19 protein-coding genes are annotated in these 25,048 nt (G+C 62.8%); 16 read left to right on the top strand and 3 right to left on the bottom strand.

Annotated features, from left to right (window positions below; all coding sequences use genetic code 11):
• Positions 1–1,769: DNA mismatch repair protein MutS (gene mutS / locus NW841_RS00115; RefSeq protein ID WP_414384846.1), on the bottom strand; the 1,769-nt coding region annotated here is incomplete at its 3' end.
• A gap of 377 nt (positions 1,770–2,146) precedes the next feature.
• Between mutS and NW841_RS00120 the strand changes: the two genes are divergently transcribed.
• From NW841_RS00120 to recF, 14 genes are all read left to right on the top strand, one after another.
• Complete coding sequence (locus tag NW841_RS00120; protein ID WP_414384849.1) at positions 2,147–3,190, top strand: FecCD family ABC transporter permease; 1,044 nt, start codon at positions 2,147–2,149, stop codon at positions 3,188–3,190.
• Positions 3,187–4,032 carry an ABC transporter ATP-binding protein gene (locus tag NW841_RS00125; protein WP_414348831.1) on the top strand — a complete coding sequence of 282 codons (846 nt, stop codon included), beginning with the start codon at positions 3,187–3,189 and terminating at the stop codon, positions 4,030–4,032. Before NW841_RS00120 ends, NW841_RS00125 begins: the two co-directional genes overlap by 4 nt.
• A gap of 35 nt (positions 4,033–4,067) precedes the next feature.
• Positions 4,068–6,488: a TonB-dependent hemoglobin/transferrin/lactoferrin family receptor gene (locus NW841_RS00130; protein ID WP_414384851.1), complete on the top strand. Its 2,421-nt coding sequence runs from the start codon at positions 4,068–4,070 to the stop codon at positions 6,486–6,488.
• A 40-nt stretch (positions 6,489–6,528) separates the two neighbouring features.
• Complete coding sequence (locus NW841_RS00135) at positions 6,529–7,818, top strand: energy transducer TonB (RefSeq protein WP_414384852.1); 1,290 nt, start codon at positions 6,529–6,531, stop codon at positions 7,816–7,818.
• An 18-nt stretch (positions 7,819–7,836) separates the two neighbouring features.
• Positions 7,837–8,745, top strand: coding sequence for an ABC transporter substrate-binding protein (locus NW841_RS00140; RefSeq protein ID WP_414384853.1), 909 nt, complete (start codon positions 7,837–7,839; stop codon positions 8,743–8,745).
• An 83-nt stretch (positions 8,746–8,828) separates the two neighbouring features.
• On the top strand, positions 8,829–10,382 hold the full coding sequence (locus tag NW841_RS00145) for a ferredoxin--nitrite reductase (protein WP_414378123.1): 1,554 nt from the start codon (positions 8,829–8,831) through the stop codon (positions 10,380–10,382).
• Between the two features lie 60 nt (positions 10,383–10,442).
• Entirely contained in the window at positions 10,443–11,747 is a 1,305-nt protein-coding gene (locus tag NW841_RS00150) for a CmpA/NrtA family ABC transporter substrate-binding protein (protein WP_414378125.1), read from the top strand.
• 147 nt (positions 11,748–11,894) lie between these two features.
• Positions 11,895–12,830: a nitrate ABC transporter permease gene (ntrB, locus tag NW841_RS00155; protein ID WP_414337187.1), complete on the top strand. Its 936-nt coding sequence runs from the start codon at positions 11,895–11,897 to the stop codon at positions 12,828–12,830.
• 81 nt (positions 12,831–12,911) lie between these two features.
• A complete protein-coding gene (locus NW841_RS00160; protein ID WP_414384855.1) occupies positions 12,912–14,903 on the top strand; it encodes a nitrate ABC transporter ATP-binding protein in 1,992 nt (663 codons plus the stop codon).
• Between the two features lie 36 nt (positions 14,904–14,939).
• Positions 14,940–15,782 (top strand): ABC transporter ATP-binding protein, encoded by an 843-nt coding sequence (locus NW841_RS00165; protein WP_414384856.1) that lies wholly within the window; start codon positions 14,940–14,942, stop codon positions 15,780–15,782.
• Between the two features lie 155 nt (positions 15,783–15,937).
• Positions 15,938–16,891 carry a LysR family transcriptional regulator gene (locus tag NW841_RS00170; protein ID WP_414360891.1) on the top strand — a complete coding sequence of 318 codons (954 nt, stop codon included), beginning with the start codon at positions 15,938–15,940 and terminating at the stop codon, positions 16,889–16,891.
• Positions 16,892–16,930: 39 nt separating this feature from the next.
• Positions 16,931–17,971, top strand: coding sequence for an anthranilate phosphoribosyltransferase family protein (locus NW841_RS00175; protein ID WP_414384857.1), 1,041 nt, complete (start codon positions 16,931–16,933; stop codon positions 17,969–17,971).
• 63 nt (positions 17,972–18,034) lie between these two features.
• The gene (locus NW841_RS00180; RefSeq protein WP_414384860.1) at positions 18,035–18,754 is read left to right on the top strand and encodes a DNA-binding protein; all 720 of its coding nucleotides are present in this window, start codon (positions 18,035–18,037) and stop codon (positions 18,752–18,754) included.
• 128 nt (positions 18,755–18,882) lie between these two features.
• Positions 18,883–20,049, top strand: coding sequence for a DNA replication/repair protein RecF (gene recF / locus NW841_RS00185; RefSeq protein ID WP_414384862.1), 1,167 nt, complete (start codon positions 18,883–18,885; stop codon positions 20,047–20,049).
• Positions 20,050–20,134: 85 nt separating this feature from the next.
• Here the strand turns inward: recF and NW841_RS00190 are convergent, their stop codons facing one another.
• Positions 20,135–21,685, bottom strand: a complete 1,551-nt coding sequence (locus NW841_RS00190) for a YifB family Mg chelatase-like AAA ATPase (RefSeq protein ID WP_414384895.1) — start codon at positions 21,683–21,685, stop codon at positions 20,135–20,137.
• A gap of 158 nt (positions 21,686–21,843) precedes the next feature.
• On the opposite strand from NW841_RS00190, the gene NW841_RS00195 reads away from it, so the two are divergent.
• A complete protein-coding gene (locus NW841_RS00195; protein WP_414384865.1) occupies positions 21,844–23,769 on the top strand; it encodes a peptidase M3 in 1,926 nt (641 codons plus the stop codon).
• A 281-nt stretch (positions 23,770–24,050) separates the two neighbouring features.
• Here the strand turns inward: NW841_RS00195 and NW841_RS00200 are convergent, their stop codons facing one another.
• Positions 24,051–24,488: a hypothetical protein gene (locus NW841_RS00200; protein WP_414384867.1), complete on the bottom strand. Its 438-nt coding sequence runs from the start codon at positions 24,486–24,488 to the stop codon at positions 24,051–24,053.
• 186 nt (positions 24,489–24,674) lie between these two features.
• Between NW841_RS00200 and NW841_RS00205 the strand changes: the two genes are divergently transcribed.
• Positions 24,675–25,048: adenine phosphoribosyltransferase (locus NW841_RS00205; RefSeq protein WP_414384870.1), on the top strand; the 374-nt coding region annotated here is incomplete at its 3' end.

Raw genomic sequence — 25,048 nt, forward strand, 5'->3', positions numbered from 1 at the left:
GCGGCCAGGGTCTGGGCCACCTGGCGGATGGCGGCAGCCTGGGATCCCGCCTCCTGGCGCAACTGCACAAACAGCTCGTATTCCCGCTGGTTGATCTCGGTCTGGGCAGTGAGGATGCGAGCCTCTTTTTCTTTAAGCTCAGGGGTGATGAAGCGCTCTTCGTTGGTGAGCGTCTGCTTGCGGATGTACTCCTTGGGCACCTGCTGCGCCTTGGCGCGGCTGATGCTGAGGTAGTAGCCAAAGGCCTTGTTGAAGCCGACTTTGAGGGTGGGAATGCCGGTGCGCTCGCGCTCGGTTTTCTCCAACTGGGCAATCCACTGGCGGTCTTGCTCCACCTGCTGCCGCAGCCTGTCCAGCTCGGCATCCACCCCAGGCCGGATCAGCCCCCCTTCGGTGAGCACAGGGGGCGGGGAGGGCAAGAGGGTGTGCTCAATGCGCCGGCCCAGGTCAACCAGAGCGGGATCCACCTGCTGTAGGCTCTGCAGAAGGGGAGTTTGGGCTTCGGCCACCAGCTCGGCCAGTTGGGGCAGTTTGCCCAGGGAGGAGCCCAGGGCCACCAGCTCGCGCGGGTTGGCGGTGCCGGAGGCGACGCGGTTGGCCAAGCGCTCCAGGTCGTACAGAGAGTCTAGAAGGGATCCCAGGCGGGTGCGCAGGGAGGGGTTTTCCAACAGCTCCTGGATGGTGTCCTGGCGAAGGCGGATTTGCTCTCGATCCCGCAAAGGCTGCAGCAGCCAGCGGCGCAGGGTGCGCCCGCCCATGGCGGTGCGGCTGTGATCCAAGACCCAGAGCAGGGATCCGACAAAGGCCCCCTCGCGGATGGTCTGGGTCAGCTCCAGGTTGCGGCGGGTTTGGGCATCCAATATTAGGTAGTCGGTGAGCTGGTAGGTGCGGGGCGGGCGCAGGAGCGGATGGCCCCCTTGGGGAGAGGGCTGCACCAGGTTCTTTTGCGTCTCTTCCAGATAGTGGAGCAATCCCCCTGCCGCCCGAATGGCCAGTGGCAGCCCCTCGCAGCCCAAGCCCTCCAGGGAGCGCAGGCCATAGGTCTGCAGTAGGTTGTCCCGCGCCACCGCTAGCTCAAAGGGCTCCGCCGGGCGCAGGGTATAGGCGTACTGGCCGGGTAGGCCCAGGGGGGCTTGGGGATCCCCAGGCCGCATCAGGCCCAGGCCCAGCCCCTCTTCGGTGGGCAGCAGGATCTCCGCCGGCTGCAGCCGGGCCAGCTCCTGTTCTAGCTGCTCTTGCCCCTCACTCTGGCAGACCCAGAACTCACCGGTGGAAATGTCGGCATAGGCCAGGCCCCAGGCGGTTTGCTTGGAGCCTCGCAGGCGGACAATGGCCGCCAGGTAGTTGTTTTGCCGCGCCTGCAGCAGCTCCTCCTCGATGACCGTGCCGGGGGTGATGACCCGCGTCACTTCCCGCCGCACCAAGCCTTTGGCTTGATCCGCCGGCTCCATCTGGTCGCAGACGGCTAGGGCATAGCCTTTGGCCACCAACTGGGCGGCATAGCGGTCAAAGGCGTGGTAAGGGATCCCGCACATGGGCACCCGCCCGATGGCCCCCGCCTCTCGCCCGGTGAGCACCAGCTCCAGCTCCCGCGACACCAGTTGCGCGTCCTGGAAAAACATCTCGTAGAAATCCCCCAGGCGGTAGAGCAGGATGGCGTGGGGGTATTGCCGCTTTAGCTCTACGTAGTGCTGCATCATGGGGGTGAGCAGGGCGGGATCCACCTGCAGGGCATCCCAGGTGGGCTCAGGGGCAGCGGAAGAAGTCATAGCGCCAATACTTCAAGACGGCTCTGTCCAACCCAAGCTAGCCGGCTTCGGCCATTTTATTGGGGATCTTCCCCCTCTCCTTGGGCAGCTCAGTGAAGGCAGACTTTGGTTTCGGGGAACAAGCCGGCCTAGGCGGCTGGGAGTGCCGATCCATCTCCCCTTGGCTCAAAGGGGGTCGAAGACTTATTAAAACTAACTTGCAATAGCCAAGAAAGCCTGTTATTCTGACAGCTACGTTTTTATTGAATCTAAGTCTCAATAAGCTAAGAAGCTCGGCAGGTTAGGGCTGCGCCGAGGTGGGTCTGGGTGCGCTGGCGAGCCGGCTGGGGCTGTCTTGTCTTGGGGATCTCCCCCTCTTAAAAGTCCAGAGGTTTGCGATGTTGGCCAAGCAAGAGCGTCTGTCATCAGGAGTTGACCCGGAGACCCGCTGGGGGCAGGCCAGGCGGATCCGCTCGCCGGTCGGCTTGATGGTTTTGCTACTGGGTGTCATCCTCTTGCTGCTTTGGATCTCAATTGCCTTGGGATCCGTTCCCATAACTTTTTCGGAGCTGTGGCAGGCCCTGTGGGGGCAAGGGGATCCGATCCGGCAGACCATTGTCTGGCAGTTGCGGCTGCCGCGGGCGCTTTTGGCCCAGTTGCTAGGGGCAGCCTTGGGGATGGCGGGGGCCCTGTTGCAGGGGATGTTGGGCAATGGGCTGGCGGATCCCTACCTGCTGGGCATCTCGGCGGGGGCGGGCCTGGCGGCCGTAGCGCTGCTCACCTGGGGGGAGTGGACGGCTTGGGTGCCCTTGGCAGCTTGGGTGGGCGGCGTGCTGACCACGGTGTTGGTGTATGGGCTGGCGCGCACCCGCTCCGGGCTGGCGGTGGAACGGCTGATCCTGGCGGGAGTGGCTGTCAGCGCCCTCTTTGGGGCGATCAGCTCTGCTTTGTTGCTCCTGGCCGATGAGCGGGTCCAGGTGGCCCTGACGTGGTTGATCGGCAGCCTGAGCGGGCGGGGTTGGCCGGAGGTGCGGGTGGCCGGGGTGTATATCCTGGTCGGGCTGGGGCTGGGCTGGGCGCAGGCGCGGGCTTTGAACCTGCTGGGCCTAGGAGAAGAGATGGCGGTGAGCTTGGGGATCCCGTTGGTGCGGACGCGGGTGACCATCGGCTTGGTGGCGGCTTTGTTGGCGGCGGCAGTCGTCAGCGTGGGGGGGTTGATCGGCTTTGTGGGGTTGGTGGTGCCCCACATGGTGCGCCAGGGGGTGGGATCGGATCACCGCTGGCTGTTGCCCCTTTCTGCCTTGGCGGGGGCGGCTCTGTTAAGCGGCGCCGATCTCCTCGCCCGGCTGGGGGCTGTAGAGCTGCCGGTGGGGATCGTCACGGCGTTGATGGGGGCGCCGTTTTTCGGCTGGCTGCTGCGGCAGCGGGAGGCGGGGCAATGAGGGCGGGCCGGCCGATTTTGCAGGCCGAGGCGCTGAGCGGGGGCTATGGCTCGCATCAGGTGATCCGGCAGGTGAGCTTCAGCCTGCAGGCGGGGGACTGGCTGAGCATTGTCGGCCCCAATGGCTCAGGCAAATCGACCCTGCTGCGGCTACTCAGCCGAGTGTTGGTTCCGCAGGCGGGGCGCGTACTTTTGGACGGTCGGGATCTGCACACCCAGCTCAGCCCGCAACAGGTGGCGCGGCAGTTGGCCCTTTTGCCCCAGCAGCCGCGGATCCCGACAGGGCTGACAGTGCGGCAACTGGTGAGCTTGGGGCGTTCTCCTCACCAGCCCTGGTGGGCGTGGCAGTTGCCGCGGGCAGATCAGCAGCGGGTGGAATGGGCGCTGGAGCAGACGGGACTGGGATCCCTGGCCCTGCGGCGGGTGGAAACGCTCTCCGGCGGCGAGCGGCAACGGGCCTTTCTGGCGCTAGCCCTGGTGCAGGAGCCGCAGGTGCTGCTGTTGGACGAGCCCACCACGTTTTTGGATCTGCGCCACCAACTGGAGCTGCTGGAGCTGTTGCGACGGCTGCAGCAGGAGCAGGGGCTGACGGTGGTTAGCGTGCTGCACGATCTAAACCTGGCCATTCGCTACAGCCGGCGGGTGGCTCTGCTGGGATCCGGACAGTTGCAGGCCCTGGGATCCCCGCAGGCGGCCTTGACTGCTGAGAGGGTGCGGCAGGTGTTTGGCCTAGAGGTGGAGTGGATCCCAACGCCGGTGGGGCTCCAGCTTTGCCCCTTGCGCAGCGCAGACCCGGCAAGGCCCCTCTGGCTGGGAGGAAAGGGTGTTGAGGCGAAGGTTTGACTTGTTTCTGGTGGTTTTTGGGAGAGTGAGAAGTTATGCGAGTAACCGGCTGGGGCTGGAAGGCAGTGAGTTTGGGGCTGTGTCTGGGGCTGAGTTGGGGATCCCTGGCCCAGGCGCAACCCGCGGCTCGGATTCCTGAGACTCCTTTGCTGGCCCAGGCCACCCCTCGGGGGGCCACCACCATCCAAGAGCAGATTCGCGAGCTAGAAGCCCAGATCGAAGCTGCCCGTCGGCGGGGGGATCAGGCGGAAGTGGAGCGGCTGCAAGCGGATCTGCAGGTGTTGCAGCAGGGCACCCCTGTCTTCAACCTGCAGCAGGTTACAGTCACCGGCACCCGCACCGAGCGCACCCTGGCCGACTCGCCGGCCAGCATCACCGTCATCGACCGGGAGCGCCTGCGGCGGGAGCTCATCCAGAACATCCAGGATCTGGTGCGCTACGAGCCGGGGGTGAGCGTGCGGCGAAATGTCCGCTATGGACTGCAAGACTTCAACATCCGCGGCCTTGACGCCAACCGGGTGCTGATCCAAGTGGACGGGATCCGACAGCCGGAGCGGTTTTCTTTTGGCCCCTTCAACATCGGGCGGGACACCTTTGAGCTGGAGACCCTGAAGACGGTGGAGATCATCCGCGGCCCTGCTTCCACCCTCTATGGCAGCGATGCCCTGGGGGGCGTGGTAACCTACACTACTCTAGATCCAGTGGATCTGCTGGGGGAACGGGACAGCCATGTGGGCCTCTCCAGCCAGTACGACAGCAAAAACCAAGGCTTTGTCAACACCCTCAGCTTGGCGGGCCGCCAGGGGAACCTGGAAGCCCTGCTCATCTACACCCGCCGCGACGCCAGGGAGCCGGATATCAAGGCGGATCCCAGTTTCAAAGATCGGCAAACGGTGGAGGGGGACAACGTTTTGGCCAAGCTGGTTTACCGCTTCAGCCCCTTGGAAAGCCTCACCTTGACCGGCGAGTACTTCAACAGCCGCACCACCACCACGTTCTCGCGGCGCAACCTGGATCCCGCCGTCAGCTTATTTAGGGAAACCATCGACACCGAGCGCAGCCGCCTCAGTTTGGAGTATCGCTACGCCAACCCAGAGAATCCCGCTTTTGAGCTGGCCACTGTCCAGATCTACTACCAGCCCGCCCGCACCCGCGAGCCCAGTGTAGAGGAGCGCACCCTCACGGTGCAAGGCCGACCCGTACCGGTGCGGCGGGATACCTTCAACGAGCTGGTCAGCAACATTTTGGGAGCCAGCCTGCAGGCCCAAAGTCGCTTCCAAACCGGGGATCTCTCCCACCGCCTGGTGTATGGGATGGAGATCTCCACCACCCGCAACGAGCGACCTCGCAACCGTTTTCAGACCAATCTGCAAACTGGAGCAGTAACCCAAAACATTCCCCCAGATACCTTTCCCACCAAAGATTTTCCCGACTCGGACACCGTGCGCTTTGGGCTGTATGTGCAGGATGAGATCGACTTTGGCGGCGGCAACTTGACTCTGATCCCCGGCATCCGCTACGACACCTACAACCTCACCCCCAGCCCCGATGAAGCTTTCTTGAAAAGCGGGTCAGAAGCGGCCAGCCTCTTTGCCGATGCCATTTCCCCCAAGCTGGGCCTACTGTGGAGGATTAACCCCAACCTCACCTTTACGGCCCAGTACAACACCGGCTTTCGCGCTCCCCAATACAACGAGATCAACAGCGGCTTCACCAACCTGGTCAGCCCGGTTTTCCGCTATCGCACCCTCTCCAACCCCAACTTGCGCCCGGAAACCAGCCAGGGCTTTGAAGTGGGTTTGCGAGGGATCTACCCGCAGGCCAGCTTCAGCTTGGCGGCCTACTACAACACCTACAACGACTTTATCGAGGCATTCCGGGAGGTGGGATCCGAGCCCTCACCCCCCGGCCCCCCCGGTAGCCCGCCGCCCCCGCCGGTCATCCTGTTCCAGAGCCAAAACATCAGCCGCGCCCGTATCTATGGCGTAGAGGCGACAGGACAATATTTCTTTAGCCCCGACCTAACCGGTTGGAGCCTAAACGGCAGCTTTGCCTGGGCGGTGGGGGACAATCTTACAGAAAACAAGCCCCTGCTTTCAATCGAGCCGCTGACGGCGGTGCTGGGGCTGCACTACGACGATCCCAGCCAGGTATGGGGGGCGAGGTTGGTGGCCACGCTGGTGGCGGATCCGCGGGATCCGCAGCGGGAGGTGGTGCGACCCAACCCCAACGCTCCCCCGCAGATTCCCTTTGTGCCCAGCGGCTATACGGTGGTGGATCTGCTGGGCTACTACAACCTAGACGACAACTGGCAGCTCAATTTCGGGGTGTTCAACCTCTTCGACGAGCGGTATTTTCTCTACTCCGAAACCCGCACCCTCTTTGTTGGCCCTGAAGTGGAGCGGCGGGCCCAGCCGGGGCGCCATGTGGCCCTCAGCTTCTCCAGCCGCTTCTAGGACTCCCCGCCAGACGTGCCCATCGAGATAGCCCCGAGCCATGCTCGCCAAACCCCCCACTCGCACCGACCGGGGATCCGCTTCTTTGCAGAGGGGCTCCCACCCTCGGCTTTTGTGGCGCCTGCAGATGGGGTATTGGCAGCAGGCAGGCATGGCCTACGGGGTGGGTCTGGCCTGGCTGGAGCTGGGGCTGTGGGGGGTGGCGCGGGGCCAGAGCTCTGAGGGGCTGCGCTGGATTGGCTGGGGGGAGAAGCTGCTCAGGGCGGCCCTGCTGGCGGGCTATTGCTCCCTTGCTCTCTCGGTTGCCTGCACCTCGCTGGAGGATCTCCCTGAATTGCCTGGGCAAAGTCGGGAGCTCCGCCCGCTGCGCTGGGAGACTTTGCTCTCGCTGCTTTTGCATCTGTTGGGGCTGCTGGGGTGGGGATCCCGACCTCTGAGAGAACCCGAAGTGCGGATCCCGGTCACGCTGTGGCTGGAGGATCCCCCACCGGCCCCGCTTGAGGCGGCTGCAGAATCAGCTCTGCCTGACCCAGCGGAGGAGCCGACCCAGCCGGCCTCGGAATCCCCCCCTGCGGCTGCCCCACTCCCGCCCGATCCTGCACCCCAGCAGATTCAAGCTTCTTCACTGACAACCTTGCCAACGCCGCCCCCCACGCCTGTTCCCACGGCGAAGCTGGGGCCGACCCCTACACCCACGCCGATGGCCGCCCCAACCCCTCCGCCGCCCTCCCCAACACCGACGGTCACCCCCTCACCGCAGCAGCCCCCTCCAACTCCGGTGGCTACCCCCACGGCCGCACCTGTGGCCAACAGGCCGCCCTCTGGGGCTGCTACGAGCGCTCCCATTCCCCGCTTCACCCCCCTCATCCAAGGGATCCGTTCGGGTGGCGGGGGCACTGCCGGGAGCAAGGGATCCGAATCCAGCGCTCCTGGGAGGGGTGTCGTTGCTGGCCTCAGTGGATCCCAGGCGCAGGGGTCTGCGCCGACAGCAGGAGAAGGGGCTGGGGAGGCTTCCCCTCCTACCTCCTCGCCTGCAGCAGTGGCTGCCAATCCGGACATCCTGGCCCGCCCCATTCCGGGTCGCAACCCGCCGCCACAGTACCCTCCCCAAGCCCGCCGCCTCGGCCAGCAAGGCCAAGTGCTGTTGCGGGCCAGGGTGGATGCCCAAGGGCAGGTGCAGCAGGTGGAAATTGTCTCTTCTAGCGGCTTCCCAGCCCTGGACAGGGCCGCACAAGAGGCGGTGCAAAGGTGGCAGTTTAGCCCCGCCTTGAGAAACAACACCCCGATTGAGTCGTGGGTGACGGTGCCGATTCAATTTACCCTCAATTGACTGTTTTGGAGATTGTCCATGCCGTCTTCTCTTTCTCGCCGTCAACTTTTTGTCCTTGGCCTGGCCAGCCTGGGGGTCTGGGGGATGGGTCGCCAGGCCCAAAGCCAGATCCCGCCAGCTCCGGTTCGGCGAGTGGCCAGCCTCACCCCCTTGACCGCCGATATTCTCTATCGCCTGGCCCCGGACAAACTGGTGGGGATCCCGGCCGGACGTTTGCTAGAGGCGGATCCCCGCTTTCAGGGCATAACTCGGCTGGGGCTGGGCAACCAACCTAACCTGGAGCCAATCGTGGCCCTGCAACCGGACTGGGTGGTGGGGGCCAGTGGCTTGCACACGGCTCTGGCAGAGCGATTGCAGGCATTGGGGATCCCCACCTATCTCACGCAGGTGGACAGTTGGGCTGCCCTGGAAGCAACCATCGCCACTCTGGCTGCGGCTGTGGGAGTGGATCCGGATCCCTTGCTGCGGGAGTACGGATCGCTTTTGCCCCAGGAGCTGCCCCCGGTTCGCCCCAAAACCCTGCTTTTGGTCGGCACCCAGCCGATTCTTGCTCCCAACCGGCAAAGCTGGGCCGGGGATCTGCTGGAGCGCTTTGGCGCCGACAACCTAACGGCTGCCCTGCAAAGCCAAGGGCAATTTCGCGGCTATGTCACCCTTGCGGCAGAGCGCATCCTGGAAGCCAACCCCGAGGTTTTGTTGGTGGTCAACCCGGAGGCGGCGGATCCCTTGGTGTTTTTCCGTGCCCGCCCCTTTTGGAACCAGTTGAAAGCCGTTCAAACCCAGAGGGTCTATGGATTTGACTACTACGGCTTAGTCAACCCAGGCACTCTAGACAAAATTAGAGCGGCCTGCGAGCAGTTGGCCCAGGTTTTGGGAAGAGAGGCCACTATGCGCTCCTCGCAAGTGAGTTATGACAAAACGGCATAGCTTGTTACGAAGTGTAACGACAAATACCAAAGTTAACGGTTGGCCATCGCTAAGGTAGCCGGTGTTCCCCTACGGCAGCGACGATGGCGAACCAATTTGAGCGCCTCAAAAGCGAAAAGGACGGGCTGGCGGTCAAAGCCGAGCTGGAAGCGTTTGCCCGCATGGGCTGGGAGAACATCCCTGAAGACGACCGGGATCACCGCCTCAAGTGGCTGGGGATCTTCTTTCGCAAGCGCACGCCCGGCCAGTTTATGCTACGGCTGCGCCTGCCCAATGGGATCCTGACCAGCGGCCAGATGCGGATGTTGGCGGCGATCATCCATCCCTATGGAAAAGATGGCGTAGCCGACATCACCACCCGGCAGAACCTGCAACTGCGCGGCCTCCCCATCGAGGAGATGCCCCAGATCTTGGGCTACTTGAAGGAGGTGGGCCTGACCAGCATCCAGTCGGGCATGGACAATGTGCGCAACATTACGGGATCCCCCCTCGCGGGCATTGACCCAGATGAGCTGATCGACGTGCGCGGCCTCACCCGCAAGGTGCAGGACATGGTAACCAACAACGGCGAGGGCAACCCTTCCTTCACCAATCTGCCGCGTAAGTTTAACATCGCCATCTGCGGTTGTCGCGACAACTCCGTTCATGCGGAGATCAACGACCTGGCCTTTGTGCCGGCCTTCAAAGCGGGCAAGCTGGGCTTCAACGTCTTGGTGGGGGGCTTTTTTTCGGCCCGCCGCTGTGCCGAGGCCATCGGGCTGGATGTCTGGGTGGATCCGCGCGATGTGGTTCCTCTGTGCGAGGCGGTGCTGCTGGTCTACCGGGATCACGGCCTGCGGGCCAACCGGCAGAAGGCGCGGCTGATGTGGCTCATTGACGAGTGGGGCCTGGAGAAGTTTCGGGCGGCTGTGGAGCGGCAGATCGGCCATCCGCTGTCCAGAGCGGCGGAAAAAGATGAGGTGGTCTGGCAGAAGCGGGATCTCCTGGGGGTGCATGCCCAGAAGCAGCTGGGCTTGAACTTCGTTGGCCTGCACGTGCCGGTGGGACGGCTGAATGCCCTGGAGATGATGGAGCTGGCCCGCCTAGCGGAGGTATACGGCTCCGGGGAGCTGCGGCTGACGGTGGAGCAGAACGTGCTCATCCCCAATGTGCCCGATTCGCGGGTGGCGCCGCTGCTTAAAGAGCCGCTCTTGAAAAAGTTCTCCCCCAACCCGGGGCCCTTGCAGCGGGGGCTGGTGTCCTGCACGGGCAACCAGTTCTGCAACTTTGCCCTCATCGAGACCAAAAACCGCGCTGTGGCTCTAATGGAAGAGCTGGAAGCCGAGCTGGAGATCCCGCAGACGGTGCGCATCCACTGGACGGGCTGCCCCAACTCCTGCGGCCAGCCCCAGGTGGCCGATATCGGCCTCATGGGCACCACCGCCCGCAAGGACGGCAAGCCGGTGGAAGCGGTGGACATCTACATGGGGGGAGAAGTGGGCAAAGACGCCAAGCTGGGCGAATGTGTGCGTCGAGGGATCCCTTGCGAAGACCTCAAGCCCGTCTTGGTGGAGCTGCTGATTGAGCACTTCGGGGCCAGGCCGCGCCAGCGTCCATCGGCTGCTCAAACTGCTTCTTCCCCCGTGATGGCTTGCTAAGTAGGGGCCAAGTCTGGGGAAGGTTTTCTCTCTGCGTCGTGCAAAATCTTGGAGGTTCCGATGTCTAAACTGTTCTCCCGTCGCCAATTTTTGGCCGGGGCAGTCGCCCTGGCAGCAGGAGCAGCCGCGGCTGGGATCCCACGCGCCCAATCGCAATCTTTGGGTCAGGGCTACTGGGTGGCCCAGGCTGATACTCCCGAGACCCCGCGGGCCAAGCTGGGGTTCATTGCTCTCACCGACGCCGCCCCCCTGATCATCGCCAAAGAGAAGGGGTTTTTTGACAAGTACGGCATGAAGGACGTGGAGGTGGTCAAGCAGGCCTCTTGGGGCACCACCCGCGACAACTTGGTGCTGGGATCCGCTGCTGGCGGCATCGATGGGGCGCACATTCTCACCCCCATGCCCTATCTCATCACCACCGGCAAAGTTACCGATGGCAAGCCGGTACCGATGTACATTCTGGCCCGCCTGAACTTGGACGGTCAGTGCATCAGCATTGCCAACGAGTACCGGGATTTGCAAATTGGCCTGGATAGTTCCCCCCTCAAAGCCAAGTTTGCGGAAGCGCGAGCTGCCGGCAGGGATCCCAAATGCGCGGTAACCTTCCCCGGCGGCACCCACGACCTGTGGATGCGCTACTGGCTGGCCGCCGGCGGGATCGATCCCAATGGCGATGTCTCTGTCATTGTGGTGCCGCCGCCCCAGATGGTGGCCAACATGAAATCCAAAACGATGGAAGCCTTCTGTGTGGGCGAGCCTTGGAATGCTCAACTGGTGAACCAAAAAGAGGGCTATACCGCCCTCACCACCGGCGAGCTGTGGAATCGCCATCCTGAGAAAGCCTTTGCTCTGCGGGCTGACTGGGTGGATGCCCACCCGAAAGCCACCTTGGCGCTGTTGAAGGCGGTGCAAGAAGCCCAGATCTGGTGCGACCAAATGGAGAACAAAGAGGAAATGTGCCGGATCATCGGCGACCGCCGCTGGCTGGGGGTTCCTGTGGCCGATATCCTGGGTCGCGCCAAAGGCACCTTTGACTACGGCACCGGCAAAGTGGTGCAAAACAGCCCCCACCTGATGAAGTTCTGGCAAGACAATGCTTCCTACCCCTTCAAGAGCCACGACCTTTGGTTCCTGACCGAAGACATCCGCTGGGGCTATCTGCCCGCCGACACGGATACCAAAGCCCTGGTGGACAAGGTCAACCGAGAAGATCTCTGGCGCGAGGCCGCCAAAGCCATTGGCCAAGAGGCCGCCATTCCCCCCAGCACCTCTCGCGGCGTGGAAACCTTCTTCGATGGGGTGAAGTTCGACCCCGAAAATCCGGCTGCCTATCTGGAGAAATTGGCCATCAAGAAGCTGGCCTAGCCTGCTCCTTCCAGGGCTTGCAGAACACCTGCAAGCCCCCTGTCCGAGAGATTTCCCTAAGAGCCCCCAGACAGGTTCAAATTAAACCTCTTCTCTCTTGCACTTTCCCTACGCTGACTTTGACCATAGCCCTACTCTCAGCAAACTATGCATCTTCTCCACTTTGCCTTGAAGGTGGGCTGCCACCTCTTCCCTTTGCTCATCCGCTTAGGCCGTTGGCTGCTGAGCCAAGGTGCCTCTCTTCAGGCCCAGGCCGGGATCCCTTCTGCCACGAGCTCTGGATCCGCTTGGAGGCAACGAGTCCGGATCCATCAAGCGCTGCGCCGCATTCTCTTGCCCGCTACGGCAATTTTCATCGTGCTCCTGCTCTGGCAAATCCTCTACAGCCGGCCCGGCGCCAACCTGCCCACCCCGCTCCAAGTTTGGCAGGACACCTGGGATCCCCTCATTAAAGATCCCTTTTTTGACTACGGCGGCAACGCCAAAGGACTGTTCTGGCAAATCTGGGCCAGCCTGCAGCGGGTGTTCATTGGGTTTTTCTTGGCCAGTCTGGTGGGGGTTTTGGGCGGCATGGTGATCGGGGTCAACCGCTGGCTGCATGAGGCTTTGGATCCCATTGTTCAGGTGTTGCGCACGGTGCCACCTCTGGCTTGGCTGCCGATTTCTTTGGCCGCCTTTCGCGATGCCAACCCCTCCGCCATTTTTGTTATCTTCATCACGGCCCTCTGGCCCATTTTGATCAACACCATTGCCGGTGTACAGCGGATCCCACAGGACTACCGCAATGTGGCCAGAATTGTACGCATGTCCGGCTGGAAGTATTTCTTTAAGATTGTCTTTCCGGCCACGGTGCCCTACATCTTTACCGGCCTGCGCATCGGGGTGGGCCTCTCTTGGCTGGCGATTGTGGCTGCAGAAATGTTGGTTGGCGGGGTGGGCATCGGCTTCTTCATTTGGGATGCCTGGAATAGCTCCCGCATCAGCGAAATTATTGTGGCTTTGATCTATGTCGGCCTGGTTGGCCTTTTGTTGGATCGGGTTACGGCTTGGATTGGCTCGCTGGTGGTTGCCGAGGATCACTAGGTTGGACTGAGCCCGGAGTTGGCTGCTGACAGTTTGCTCACTTTTCAAAAATGAATCTCAAGGGATCCCTTAGGTAGCATCATGAAGACTCAGCCCTACATCGAAGTTGACCATGTAGACAAAGACTTTTTCCTGGACAATGGGGAGGTTTATCCCGCTCTAAGAGACATCCATCTGGAGATCCAAAAAGGGGAATTTGTCTCGCTAATTGGCCACTCCGGCTGCGGCAAGTCCACCCTCCTCAACATCATCGCCGGCCTGGAAAAACCCTCCCGCGGCGGCGTGCTGCTGGAAGGCCGGCAGATGACGGAGCCCGGCCCGGAGCGCATGGTGGTGTTCCAGAACTATTCCCTGCTGCCCTGGCTGACGGTGCGGGAAAACATCGCCCTAGCCGTGGACGAGGTGCTGGGATCCCTTCCCCAAGCAGAGCGAGCCCGCATCGTGGAAGAGCACATCCGCCGCGTGGGTTTGCAGGGGGCAGCCGACAAGCGGCCCGCCCATCTGTCGGGGGGGATGAAACAGCGGGTGGCCATTGCCCGGGCTTTGGCCATTCGCCCGCGGGTGCTGCTGCTGGATGAGCCGTTTGGGGCGTTGGACGCCCTCACCCGCGGCAGCCTGCAGGAGCAACTGATGGAGATTGCCCAGGCGGAGCAGCTCACCTGTATTTTGGTTACCCACGATGTGGATGAGGCGCTTCTGCTTTCGGATCGGGTGGTGCTGCTGACCAATGGCCCGGAGGCCCGCATCGGCCAGATCTTGCGGATCCCGTTTCCGCGGCCGCGCCACCGGTTGGAAGTGGTGAATCACCCCGAGTACTACAGCCTGCGGGGGGAGATGATCTACTTTCTCAACCAGCAAAAGCGGGCCCGCCAGAAAACTCCTACCCGTGTGGCCATCGCCAAGGGGGGGCTGGAAAAAGTCAACTTGGCAATTGGCTTTGTGCCCCTCAACGACTGCGCCCCTCTGGTGGTGGCCCAAGAAAAGGGCCTGTTTCAGAAGTACGGCCTGGAACAGGTCACGCTGGTCAGGGAGCCGGGCTGGAAAACCATCTGGGAAGGGAGCCGCTCCGGTCGGCTGGATGCGGCCCTGGTGGTGGCCGGGATCCCTTTGGCCTCTACCCTGGGGGTGGGCGGGGTACCGGTGCCTTTGGTAACTGCGCTTACTGTTTCCCGCGGCGGCAACGCCATCACCTTTGGGCGCCGACTCCTGCTGCAGGCCTTCCAGAGCCCCTGGGATCTTCGCCAGTACCTCCGCCAAACTCCCGATACGGTTCATACGCTGGGGGTGGTGCACCCGGCCTCGATGCACAACTTCCTATTGCGCTATTGGCTGGCCAGCGGCGGCGTGGATCCGGATCGAGAGGTGACGTTGACCGTGATCCCGCCGCCGCAGATGGTGGCCCACCTCAAGGCGGGCAACATCGACGGCTACTGCGTGGGCGAACCCTGGAACTCCCGCGCCGTGCGGGAACAGGTGGGGGTTATCGTTGCCACCACTCCCGAACTCTTGCCCAGCCACATCGAGAAAGTCCTGGCGGTGCGCCAAGACTGGGCCCAAAGCTACCCCCGCACCCACGTGGCCCTGGTCAAGGCGCTGCTGGAGGCCTGTCACTACTGCGATCAGCCGCAGCACCGTCCCCAGATCCTGGAGTGGCTGGCCCAGCCCCAGTATGTGGGCGTGGCCCCAGCCGATCTGGAGCCGGGGTGGAGGGGCATCCTGCAGCGGGGCATCGCCGATGAGTCGCAAGTGATCCTCGGTTTCCACCAGTTTGCCAACGGGCGCAACACCTGCCCCGAACGCTTGGAGCACCTCTGGATCCTGACGCAGATGGCTCGCTGGGGCATCTGCCCCTTCCCTCGCAATTGGGTTGCTGTCCTCGACCAAGTGCTGGATGACAAAACCTACGCCCTAGCTGCCAGAGAACTGGGGCTGCCGGATCGGGCCCACGATCGCGGGGCTTTGCTCTTTGCCGACGGATCCCGCTTTGATGGCGAGGATCCCTTGAACTACCTGGAGTCGGTGGCCATTCGCCAGGAGCTGAAGCTGCAGGAATACCCCCTCAGCAAGGTCTAGTTTTTGCCCTACTGAACTCAACTGGAAGGCTTTATGATGACCCACTCTCGCTTAACTTCTTTGTCCTTTTCCTCAGCCTCTTCTCTTGCAGTTCCGCCCCTTCTTTCCCTCCAGAATGTGGGCAAGACCTACTTTACGGCGGCAGGAGCCTTTGTGGCGCTAGAAAATGTCAACTTGGAAGTGGCCGCCGGCGAATTTGTCTGCATCATCGGCCACTCCGGCTGCGGCAAGTCCACCTTGATCAACATGGTGGCCGGGTTTTCTGCTCCTACTTCGGGATCCATTACCCTCAAGGGCCAGCCCATCACCGCCCCAGGGCCAGATCGGATGATGGTGTTCCAGAACTATTCCCTTCTGCCCTGGCTGACGGCTTTTGAAAATGTTTATTTGGTGGTGGACCAGGTCTATCCCGATAAATCCCCCAGAGAGAAAAGGGAAATCGTTCAAGAACACCTAGAACTCGTGGGTTTGGCCGAAGCAGCCCACAAGCGGCCCAAGCAGCTCTCCGGGGGTATGAAGCAGCGAGTGGCCATTGCCCGCGCGCTGGCGGTACGCCCAGAAGTACTGTTGCTGGATGAGCCCTTCGGGGCCTTGGATCCCATTACCAAGCAAGAGCTGCAGGATGAGCTGCTGGCCATTTGGCGAGATCACCGCTGCACGGTTTTGATGATTACCCACGACATCGACGAGGCTCTTTACTTGGCAGACCGGGTGGTGATGATGACCAATGGCCCTGCTGCCCATATTGGCGAGATTTTGACGATCCCCTTTGGGCGACCGCGCAGCCGCGCGCGCATCATGGAAATGCCGGAATTTTACGAATTGCGCAACTCTGCCCTCGACTTTCTCTACCGTCGCGCCGCCCTTGTCTTGGATTGAGGGGGAGCCAGTCTCGTCAAGGCGGCACGGCGAGCAGCGCTCCTCCCCAACACCAGAGTCTTACAGCACGGTTTGGTAGCGGTACCTACACCAAGTCGAGGGATCCCTGGCTAAAATCCCACAGCAGTTGGGCCATCACTCCGGAGAGGTTCTCGGTGCGTTTGGAGCTGTTGCAGGCTTTCCTGAACGTCGTCGAAAGCGGCAGCTTTTTGGCTGCTGCCCGCTGCAGTGGCTTGACCCAGTCTGCCATCAGCCGCCGAATTCAGGCCTTGGAAGAAGAGGTGGGCGCTCCGCTACTGCATCGCAAGAGCCCGCTGGCTTTGACAGTGGCGGGGGAACGGCTCCTACCCCATGCCCGGCGCATCTGTCAGGAGTGGCAGCAGGCCCAAGAGAGCATTCGGGAATGGCTACGGGGCGAGCAAAGCGAGCTCTGCGTTGCCGGGATCCACTCGCTGATTGCCTATCGACTGCCGCCGGTGCTCCAGGAGTTCTGCCGAGAGTACCCGCAGGTGCAGTTGCGGGTCACGGCCCTGGGCAGCGACCGCGCTTTGAAGGTGCTCAAGGATGGGCTGGTGGATGTGGCTTTGGTGATGGAAAATCCCTGGCTGAGGCGGGGGGCTGAACTGGTGGTGGAGCCGCTGTATTCGGAGCCCATTCAGGTGTTGATGGCCGCCAGCCATCCCCTTAGCCGCTACGAGCGGATCCCTTGGCCAGTGTTGGCCGAGTACCCCCAGGCCGTATTTAAAGATGGCTATGCTATGCGCGCTTGGGTGGGATCCCACCTGGCCCGCCAAGGGTTAACTCTCAAGGCAGCGCTGGAGCTGAACACGCTGGATGCCTTCCGCGGCGTCGTTCGCCAGGGGCAGTTGATTGCCCTCCTGCCAGAATCGGCTCTGGTGGACTGCCACGCCGACCCAGAACTCCAGGTGCGGCCTACTGAACCCCCCTTGTTGCAGCGACAGGTGGTGGCAGTTACCACCCGTGACCGCTATCAGATCCCACCCATTCGCCGCTTTTTGCAGTTGGCAGCCCAACTGCTCCGCCCGCCTGCTCCTTCTAAGAGGTCCGACGTCGAGGCGTTGGTCCCGGCCAAGGTGCTGTCGGCTTAGTTGGAGACTTACCCTCCCCCGCTCCAGACTGCCAAGGCTATGAGCCATGAGTTTCGCGAGCTGTTGAAGAAAATTGGCAGTGGCACCCACACCCACGAGGATCTCACCCGCGGCGAAGCCGCCCAGGCTACTTGGCTGCTCCTTGCGGGCAAAGCCACCCCAGCCCAGATTGGGGCCTTCTTGATTGCCCACCGCATCAAGCGCCCCACCGCCGAAGAGCTGGCTGGTATGTTGGATGCCTATGCCGAGTACGGCCCTCGCCTTCGCCAACGGGATCTGCCCCACCCCTTGGTGATCTTTGGCCACCCCTACGATGGCCGCTCCCGCACAGCACCGCTAGGGGTGTTGGTGGCTCTGGTATTGGCAGCGGCGGGGGCAGCCGTTTTGCTGCATGGCTCCGGCTTTTGCCCTCCCAAGTATGGTCTGCCTCTGGAGGTGGTCTGGCGAGGCTTGGGGGTGGACTGGCGAGGATGGTCGCTGGAGCAAGTGGGCCAGTCCCTGGAGCAAACGGGCTTGGGATTTTTGTATTTACCAGATTGTTTTCCCCAAGCCCAGGCCCTGATGGAGTACCGGGATCAAATTGGCAAGCGCCCTCCCCTGGCCACCTTGGAGCTGGTCTGGTCACCCTACGAGGGCCCCTTTCATTTGGTGGCTGGCTACGTGCACCCCCCTACCGAGGCTACGATGCTGGAGTTGTTTGCCCTGCAAGGGATCCAAAGCTTTACCACGGTCAAGGGACTAGAGGGCAGCAGCGACCTACCGCGGGAGCGGACGGCTATCCTCAACCACTGCGGGGAACGGCTGCTGCTCAAAGCCCGCGACCATCACCTGGCCGGCCCCGAGATCCCGCTGGCGGAGGAGAAAGAGTTGCTGCGGCAGATGCACCAGCTCCTCAACGGCGATCCCTCCCCCCTTGCGCCAGCAGTACTCTGGAATGGCGGTAGCTACCTCTGGCTGCTGGGCTATGCTCACTCCCTCAGCGAGGGGATCCAGCAAGCCGAGGAATTGCTCCGCTCTGGCCGGGTGAGGGAAAAGTTGCAACAGCTCCAACAACAGGCTCACCTGGCCCGGTTTTCCTAGGGATCCCTTCTTGCCTCAAGATATTCCGCAAGGGAAAGCCCACGGGGCCAACCCCAAACCGGCTTGTCCTGTCGATTGGAGTTTGTAACCCTGCCGATCCGTGCTTCCTTCACCGGTGCCCTCGGCTGTTCCCTGCCGATTTTGCTGCTCCTCACTCCCCTGGTGCTGGGATCCCCGGCGCAAGCCCAGCGGGGCCGCCGCCCGGCTCTTGGAACCGCAGCCCCCGTGCCAATGCAGCCGAGTTGGCAGAGCCCGCGGGAGCTGGAGCGGGCCAGCCACGACCTGGCCAAAGCCCAGCGGCACCTGGCGGAAGCCAGCTTCTTCGCCCAGCGGGGATCCTCTCCGGAAGCCGCCCGTCTCCTGGAGCTGAGCCGCCAGAGCTTGGCCGAGGCCCAGAACGCTCTGCAAAGGGGGAATGTCTTCGCCGTCCGCGAGCAGGCCAAAGCGGCGGAAAACTTGGCCAAAGCCGCCAAGGCGCTCTACGAAGCGGAGTTGGGCTTTGGGAGCCGTCCTGGCCGTTCCTTCTTCGAGGCCCCCTTGCGCGCCCAAGAGTCCCTCAGCCGGCTGCAGGCGGAGATGGCCTTCGCCAACATCACCGCCGGCCCTGTGGCCGAGCTGCAGCAGCAAGCCCAACAGTTGTTGAGCAGGGTCAATACCGATCCGGGCAGCTACACCTTCGCCGACTACAGCCGCAGCAAGGCTGCCCACCACTCGGCCCGCGCTGCGTTGCATCTGTTGGCGGCAGAGCGCCTGAGCGGTTTGGGATCCCTGGGCAGCCTCTAAGCGCCCCCTGGTTGAGGCAGCCCGCTCTCTTCTCCTAACCCTGCAGCAGTTGCGTTAGAGTAAAGGCCCCCGCCGCGGGGGCCGTTCTTGTTCCCAGAAATCCAGAGTCAGTAGCCCACCCTCGTCGAGTGTACCTGCGTTTTCTGCACCTGTGGCACTTCCGCAACTACCGGGATCAGGGGATCCCCTTCGAGGCGCCCAAGACCATCCTGGTGGGGGAGAACGCCCAGGGCAAGACCAACCTTTTGGAGGCAGTGGAGCTCTTGGCCACCTTGCGCTCGCGGCGGGCCAGCCGGGATCGGGAGCTGGTGCAGCAGGGGGAAGAGAGGGCGCGGATTGCCGCCACCGTGGAACGGCTGGGGGTGGCCCACGAGCTGGCAATGGAGCTGCGCAGCCAGGGGGGGCGATCCCTGAGGGTTAACGGCCAGGTGCTACGGCGACAATCTGACTTTTTGGGGCAGGTGAGTGCCGTGGTGTTCTCCAGCCTGGATCTGGAGCTGGTGCGAGGGGGGCCAGAGGCGCGGCGCCATTGGCTAGACGGGGTGTTAATCCAACTGGAGCCTGTTTATGCCGACTTGGTGGAGCAGTATCGCCAGATCCTCAAGCAGCGCAATGCCCTCTTGAAGCAGGATCCCAAGGATTCCATCCCGCCGACGCAAGGAGCCGCCAGCAACAAAGCTTCTCAGATGGCCTTCTGGGACGCACAACTGGCCACCAGCGGCAGTCGTATCGTGCGCCGTCGCGCCCGGCTGTTGCAGCGGCTAGAACCCCTGGCCGCCCGCTGGCACCAAACCATCAGCGGCGGACGGGAGACCCTCAGCCTCACCTATCGCCCCCAGGTGCCCCTGCCGGATCCCCAGACCGATCCCGCGGCGGTTCAGGCCCAATTCTTGGCAGAGATCCGCGCCAAGGCTGCTGCCGAACAGGCCCTGGGCACTTCCCTGGTCGGCCCCCACCGGGACGAGGTGGAGCTGAGCCTCGACGGACGGCTGGCTCGTGCCTACGGATCCCAGGGGCAGCAGCGCACCTTGGTCTTGGCCCTCAAACTGGCGGAGCTGGAGCTGATTGAGCAGGTGAAGGGGGATCCGCCCTTGCTGCTGTTGGACGACGTGCTGGCGGAGCTGGATCTGCACCGCCAAAACCAGCTCTTAGGGGCCATTCAAGAGCGGGTGCAAACTTTGGTTACCACCACCCACCTAGGATCCTTTGACACCGCTTGGCTCAAGGGAGCGCAAATCCTTCACGTGCACCAGGGGCAAATTTCTCCCTCCCCCGCCTCACTCCCCTTGGCTTAAAGCAGGCCAATCCCCCAGCATACTCCCCTCTCCCTCTGGGAGAGGGGCCGGGGGTGGTCGCGTGAGCGGCGCGGAGCGCTTGGGCTCAGAGCCGCCCGCGATCCAGGCTGCGATACTGAATCGCCTCGGCAAGGTGGGTGGGGGCAATGGCCTCGGCGCCCTCCAGGTCGGCAATGGTGCGGGCCACCTTGAGGATGCGGTCGCTCCCCCGCGCAGACAGACCCAACTTTTGGATGGCACTCTCTAGGAGCTTACGACAGGGATCCGACAGAACACACCACTGCCGCAGATGGCGAGATTGCATTTGGGCGTTGCAGTGGATCCCGGGTTCGTCCTGGAAGCGCTGCCGTTGGCGTTGCCGCGCCCGTTCCACCCGCTGCCGCACCGCTTGGGAGGATTCGCCCCCCTGGAGGCGGACAATTTCTTCCGGCTTGAGGCGGTTGACCCGCACCTGCAAGTCGATGCGATCCAACAGCGGGCCGGAGAGCTTGGACCAGTAGCGCTCCCGCTGCTGCGGCGTACAGGTGCAGGGCTGAACGGGATCCCCGTAGAAGCCGCAGGAACAGGGGTTGGTGGAGGCCACCAGGGTGGTTTGGGCGGGAAACTCTAAAGAAACGCGGGCGCGGGAGATGGTAACCTTGCCGTCTTCCAAAGGCTGGCGCAGCACCTCCAGCACCTCACGGCGAAATTCCGTCAGTTCGTCCAAGTACAGGACACCGTGGTGAGCAAGGGAGATCTCACCAGGCTTGGGGTAGGGGCCACCACCCACCAGCGCCACCGCCGAGGCCGAATGGTGGGGAGCCCGAAAGGGTCGCTGCGTAATCAGGGGAGTCTGGCGTCCTAGGTGCAGGTTTTGCCGTAGCAGGCCCGCTGCTGAGTAGATGCGGGTGATCTCCAACATTTCCTCCCACTGCAGCCGGGGCAGGATGCCGGGCAGACGCCGCGCCAGCATGGTTTTGCCCGCTCCTGGGCTGCCCACCAGCAGCAGGTTGTGCCCGCCGGCCGCCGCAATCTCCAGAGCCCGCCGGGCGTGTTCCTGCCCCTTCACATCGGCCAAATCCAGTAGGGGTTCCGTTTCAGTTGGTAGCAGCTGCTCCGGCTGGATCCGCACTGGCTCCAGTCCCTGCGGGCTTTGCAGCCAGCCCACCACCGCCGCCAAAGAGGGCAGCCCATACACCTGGATCCCTTGCACCAGGGCTCCTTCCGGAGCATTCTCCTGGGGCACCACCAGGCGGCGGATCCCCATCTCGGCGGCACTGGCGGCAATGGGCAAAACGCCTGCCACGGGGCGCAGGGTGCCATCCAGGGCCAATTCCCCCAGCATCAGGGTGTTGGCCAGCGCTTCCCGCTCAATTACCCCCGCGGCTGCCAGAATGCCGATGGCAATGGGCAGATCAAAGCTGGGGCCCTCTTTGCGCAGATCAGCGGGGGCCAAGTTGACGATGATCCGCCGCTGCGGCAGGGCAAAGCCGGAGTTCTTGATGGCCGCCCGTACCCGCTCTTTGGCCTCTTGAACGGCTGTGTCGGGCAGCCCCACCAGGGTAATCTGCGGCAAGCCACCGCCAACGTCCACCTCCACCGTGACCCGCACGGCCTTGAGTCCCAGTAGAGCAGCAGCAGTGACCTGGGCAAACAAAAGCGTCGCCTCCTCTGGAAAGCTTTTCCACGAATGATTGTCTCCCGACACCTATCCTGGAGGAAGTACATTGGCTTGTGCAGGCCTAATCCTCAGCTGCTGCTGGGTTGGCTTAGCTGACAAGCCAAAGAGGGGATGCCCCCATCTCTAGGAGGCTGGTGCTGGTGGTCTTTCCTACGGCTGAACCCCCTTTTGAGCGTTTCGCCAGCTCTGGGCATGCCCCAAGCTGGAATGACCTGGAGGAGCAGGTGCAGCAGTTTGCCCGGCGCTACCGGGGGCGAGTGGCCCAGCTTAGCCCACCAGAGCTGGGGAAGGCGCTGCAGATCTTGGCGCAGCTGACGCAAGCTCTGGCGGCCCACCTCGCCGGGGACAGGGAAGGGATCCCAGCTGACTCCGGTTGGACAGGGGCAGTCCCCAACTGGAGGGATCTGGAGCGGGCTATCTCCCTGCAGAGCCACTTGCTGTTTTTCCCTCTGGAGTTGCAGTCGCTGCCGGCTGTTTCCCCTGATAAACCTGCAGCCGAGCTGCCACTTGAGTCAAAGGATCAGCGCTTGGATCTTTTGGTTGCTGCCTGTGTCGAGCCGCTGCTGCGTCCCTTTCGCCAGTTTTTGTGTGGCCTCTTCCAGCAGCGGGGTCATCAACAGGCGGAGCCTCTGGAGCGCCTGCTCCACCAGCAGCGCCTGGCCGGACGCTTGGCCTGGCGGCAGTTGTGGCAAGTCACCCTCGCCTCCCTCCCTGGCCAGGGCCTGGGGCTCCCCCAACCCCAGTCGGCTGAAACGCTTACCCACCTGCAGAGCCTGCAAACCCATCCCAGCGCCGAGATCCGCTGGGCGGCCTACCAGCGGTTGGGCCAACACTTGGAAGCCCATGCAGAGCTGGGGGGATTTATTCTCAGCATCCTCATCCGCGACCACCTCTGGGAGGCCCAGTGGCGGGGCTACGATTCTGCCGCCGATCTGTACCTGGCTCGCCACGGCCTCGGCCAGACCTTTTGGGAGCATCTGCTAGACGGGATCCACGATCGCTTTGACCTGTTCCAGCGCTACTACCGCCTAAAAAGCCGCGCCCTGAGCCGTTCCATCCGTACCTGCGACCTCTATGCCCCTTGGGGAGATCCGGCTCCTCGCCTCACTGCCGCCGAGGCCACCTTCCTGGTCTGGTCTGCTTTGCAGGAGTTCTGCCCCGAGTGCGCTGCCCAAGCCAAGCCCTGGCTGCCGGAAATTACCTCCCAACTGGAAGCAAGCCGTGGGGAGACCGACTCCTTCCCTTGGCCACTAGAGACGCCCCTTCCAGGGGGTGAATCCCTTGCCTCCCTACTGCGAGCCCTTGCGGCCCTCAGCCGGCGGCTCCGGCCTGAGGAGCCCCGACTTTGGCTGGAGCTAGAGGAGTTGCAGGGAGCTACTCGGCCCTCCTGGGAGGTGGGGGTGCATACCGCGTTTTTACAGCAGATGCTGCTAGGCTACCTGCTTGAGACGGCGCGAGGCACACCAGGGGGGGTGCCTCTCCGTTTCCGCAATGGCGTCAGCGGGCCGGAGACCTTTCTCTCCAGCAGCCTCCAGTTGGCCCAAGCCCTGTTGATTTACCACCTGGAGGCCCAGCTGCAGGCTGTGTTTTACCAGAGCTTGATTGCGCGGCTGGAGCTGCTTCTCTACCGCTCGGGGATCCCAGGGGGCGACACCCCTCTGCTGGCGCCCTCTGAGGCCAGCCCTACCTACTGGGTCAGCGAAGAGTGGCTGAAGCTGTGCCAAGAGCTGTGTGGCGATGCGGTGGAGCTGCTGCCGGAAGACCAGTTCCGCTGGGTGGGGATGCCGGAGCTGTTTCTCCGCCCTTTTAGCAGCCATCAGGCCAGCCTGGCCAGACTGGTTGCCCTGGCCTGCCACCGCCAGTATCATCTGTCTCCCCGCACCTTCTTGCCCCGTTACCTGAATTGGCTGGCCAGCCCGCCCGGATCCCTGACCTGGGAAGAATCGGCCCAGATGCTCCAGGTGGAGCTGAGCGACCCAGAGGCAGTGTTGCAGGGGTTGGAGGAGCTGGAGCGTTGGATCGAGGTGCTGGAAGAGCTGCTAGAAGAGGAGCAAGACTAGAGGAGGGCTACCGGCCGACCGTTGGCATCGGCGGAATGGCCGCGTCACCCCTGGTAGGGGGAGCCCCGGGCTGCCGCTAGTCAGGGTTTTGCTGAAGAAAACCGCTCGCGTAAGCGGGACGGGCTCCTCACAGGGGTTCGTTTCTGTTTAGCGTTGTACAAGTCCCCCGGAGCGGCTATCTCATTCCCACCATTGCGGCCAGCCGCGCCATCAACTGCCAGGGCCGCGAGCGCGGTTCTGTTACCGAAGTGCTGGTCTCGTCAAAGTAGCCGGCCAGACGGCTACTCGATCACCACATTCTTGGGCCCGCTGTTCACCTCTGGGCGACCCTGATTGAAGTTGGCCAGGAACGTGTCCGGATCCTTGAGGCTGAAAACCAACTTTTTGCAGGATACTTGCAGCCCCAGGGGCCCCAGCAGGGGGATGAAGAGGGTCTTTTCCTGCAGCAGCGGGATGGCAACCACCCCCTGGGTGCTGGTTACCGCGCCCACCAGCCCCTGGAAATCGGTGCGCACGCCCAGGCCGTAGAACCAGGGCCAAGAGAAGCGCTCCCCTTGTCCCAACTCGCTCAGGGAGAAGGTTTCGTTGAACAGGTTGCCCGCCCGGACAATTAACTTGTCCTGCAGGAGATCGACGTAGGCTGACTCGCTGCCCACCCCAAACAGAGCCAGCGGCAAACTTGCCAGCGGATTGGAGTCGATGGCCATGTAATAGCGCATGAGAAGTCTCCAGAGTCAGGAACAGAAAGACCAGGTGAGCCGCGGCTCCTAGCCCTGCCAATTATAAAAAATCTTCCCCGGTGCCGAACGGACAAAAAGGGATCCCATCTGCCCTTAAGCTAAGCAGGTATGATGGGTTGCTTGGAGCGCCCTTTCGGCAAGCCACTGGCCAACGAGGAAAACAGGATGGATTTGCGCGCCTTCATCCGCTTGGTGCCCGATTTTCCCAAACCCGGGATCCTCTTTCGCGACATAACCCCCCTCTTGCGGGATCCGGCGGGCTTCCGGGCAGCGATTGAACAGTTGGCCGCTGGCACCACCTCTATGGGATCCCTGGACTATGTGGTGGGCATCGAGTCGCGCGGCTTTATTTTAGGAGCTGCCCTGGCTCAGCATCTGGGTTTGGGATTTGTCCCGGTTCGCAAGCCGGGCAAGTTGCCGCCGCCGGTGCTCAGCCAAATCTACAGCCTGGAATACGGCCAAGACCAGTTGCAACTTCATGCCCACGCCCTGCGCCCCGGCAACCGAGTGGTGATCGTAGATGATGTCATCGCCACCGG

This window comes from Synechococcus sp. H60.3 (genome assembly GCF_047462295.1).
Taxonomy (GTDB): Bacteria; Cyanobacteriota; Cyanobacteriia; order Thermostichales; family Thermostichaceae; genus Thermostichus.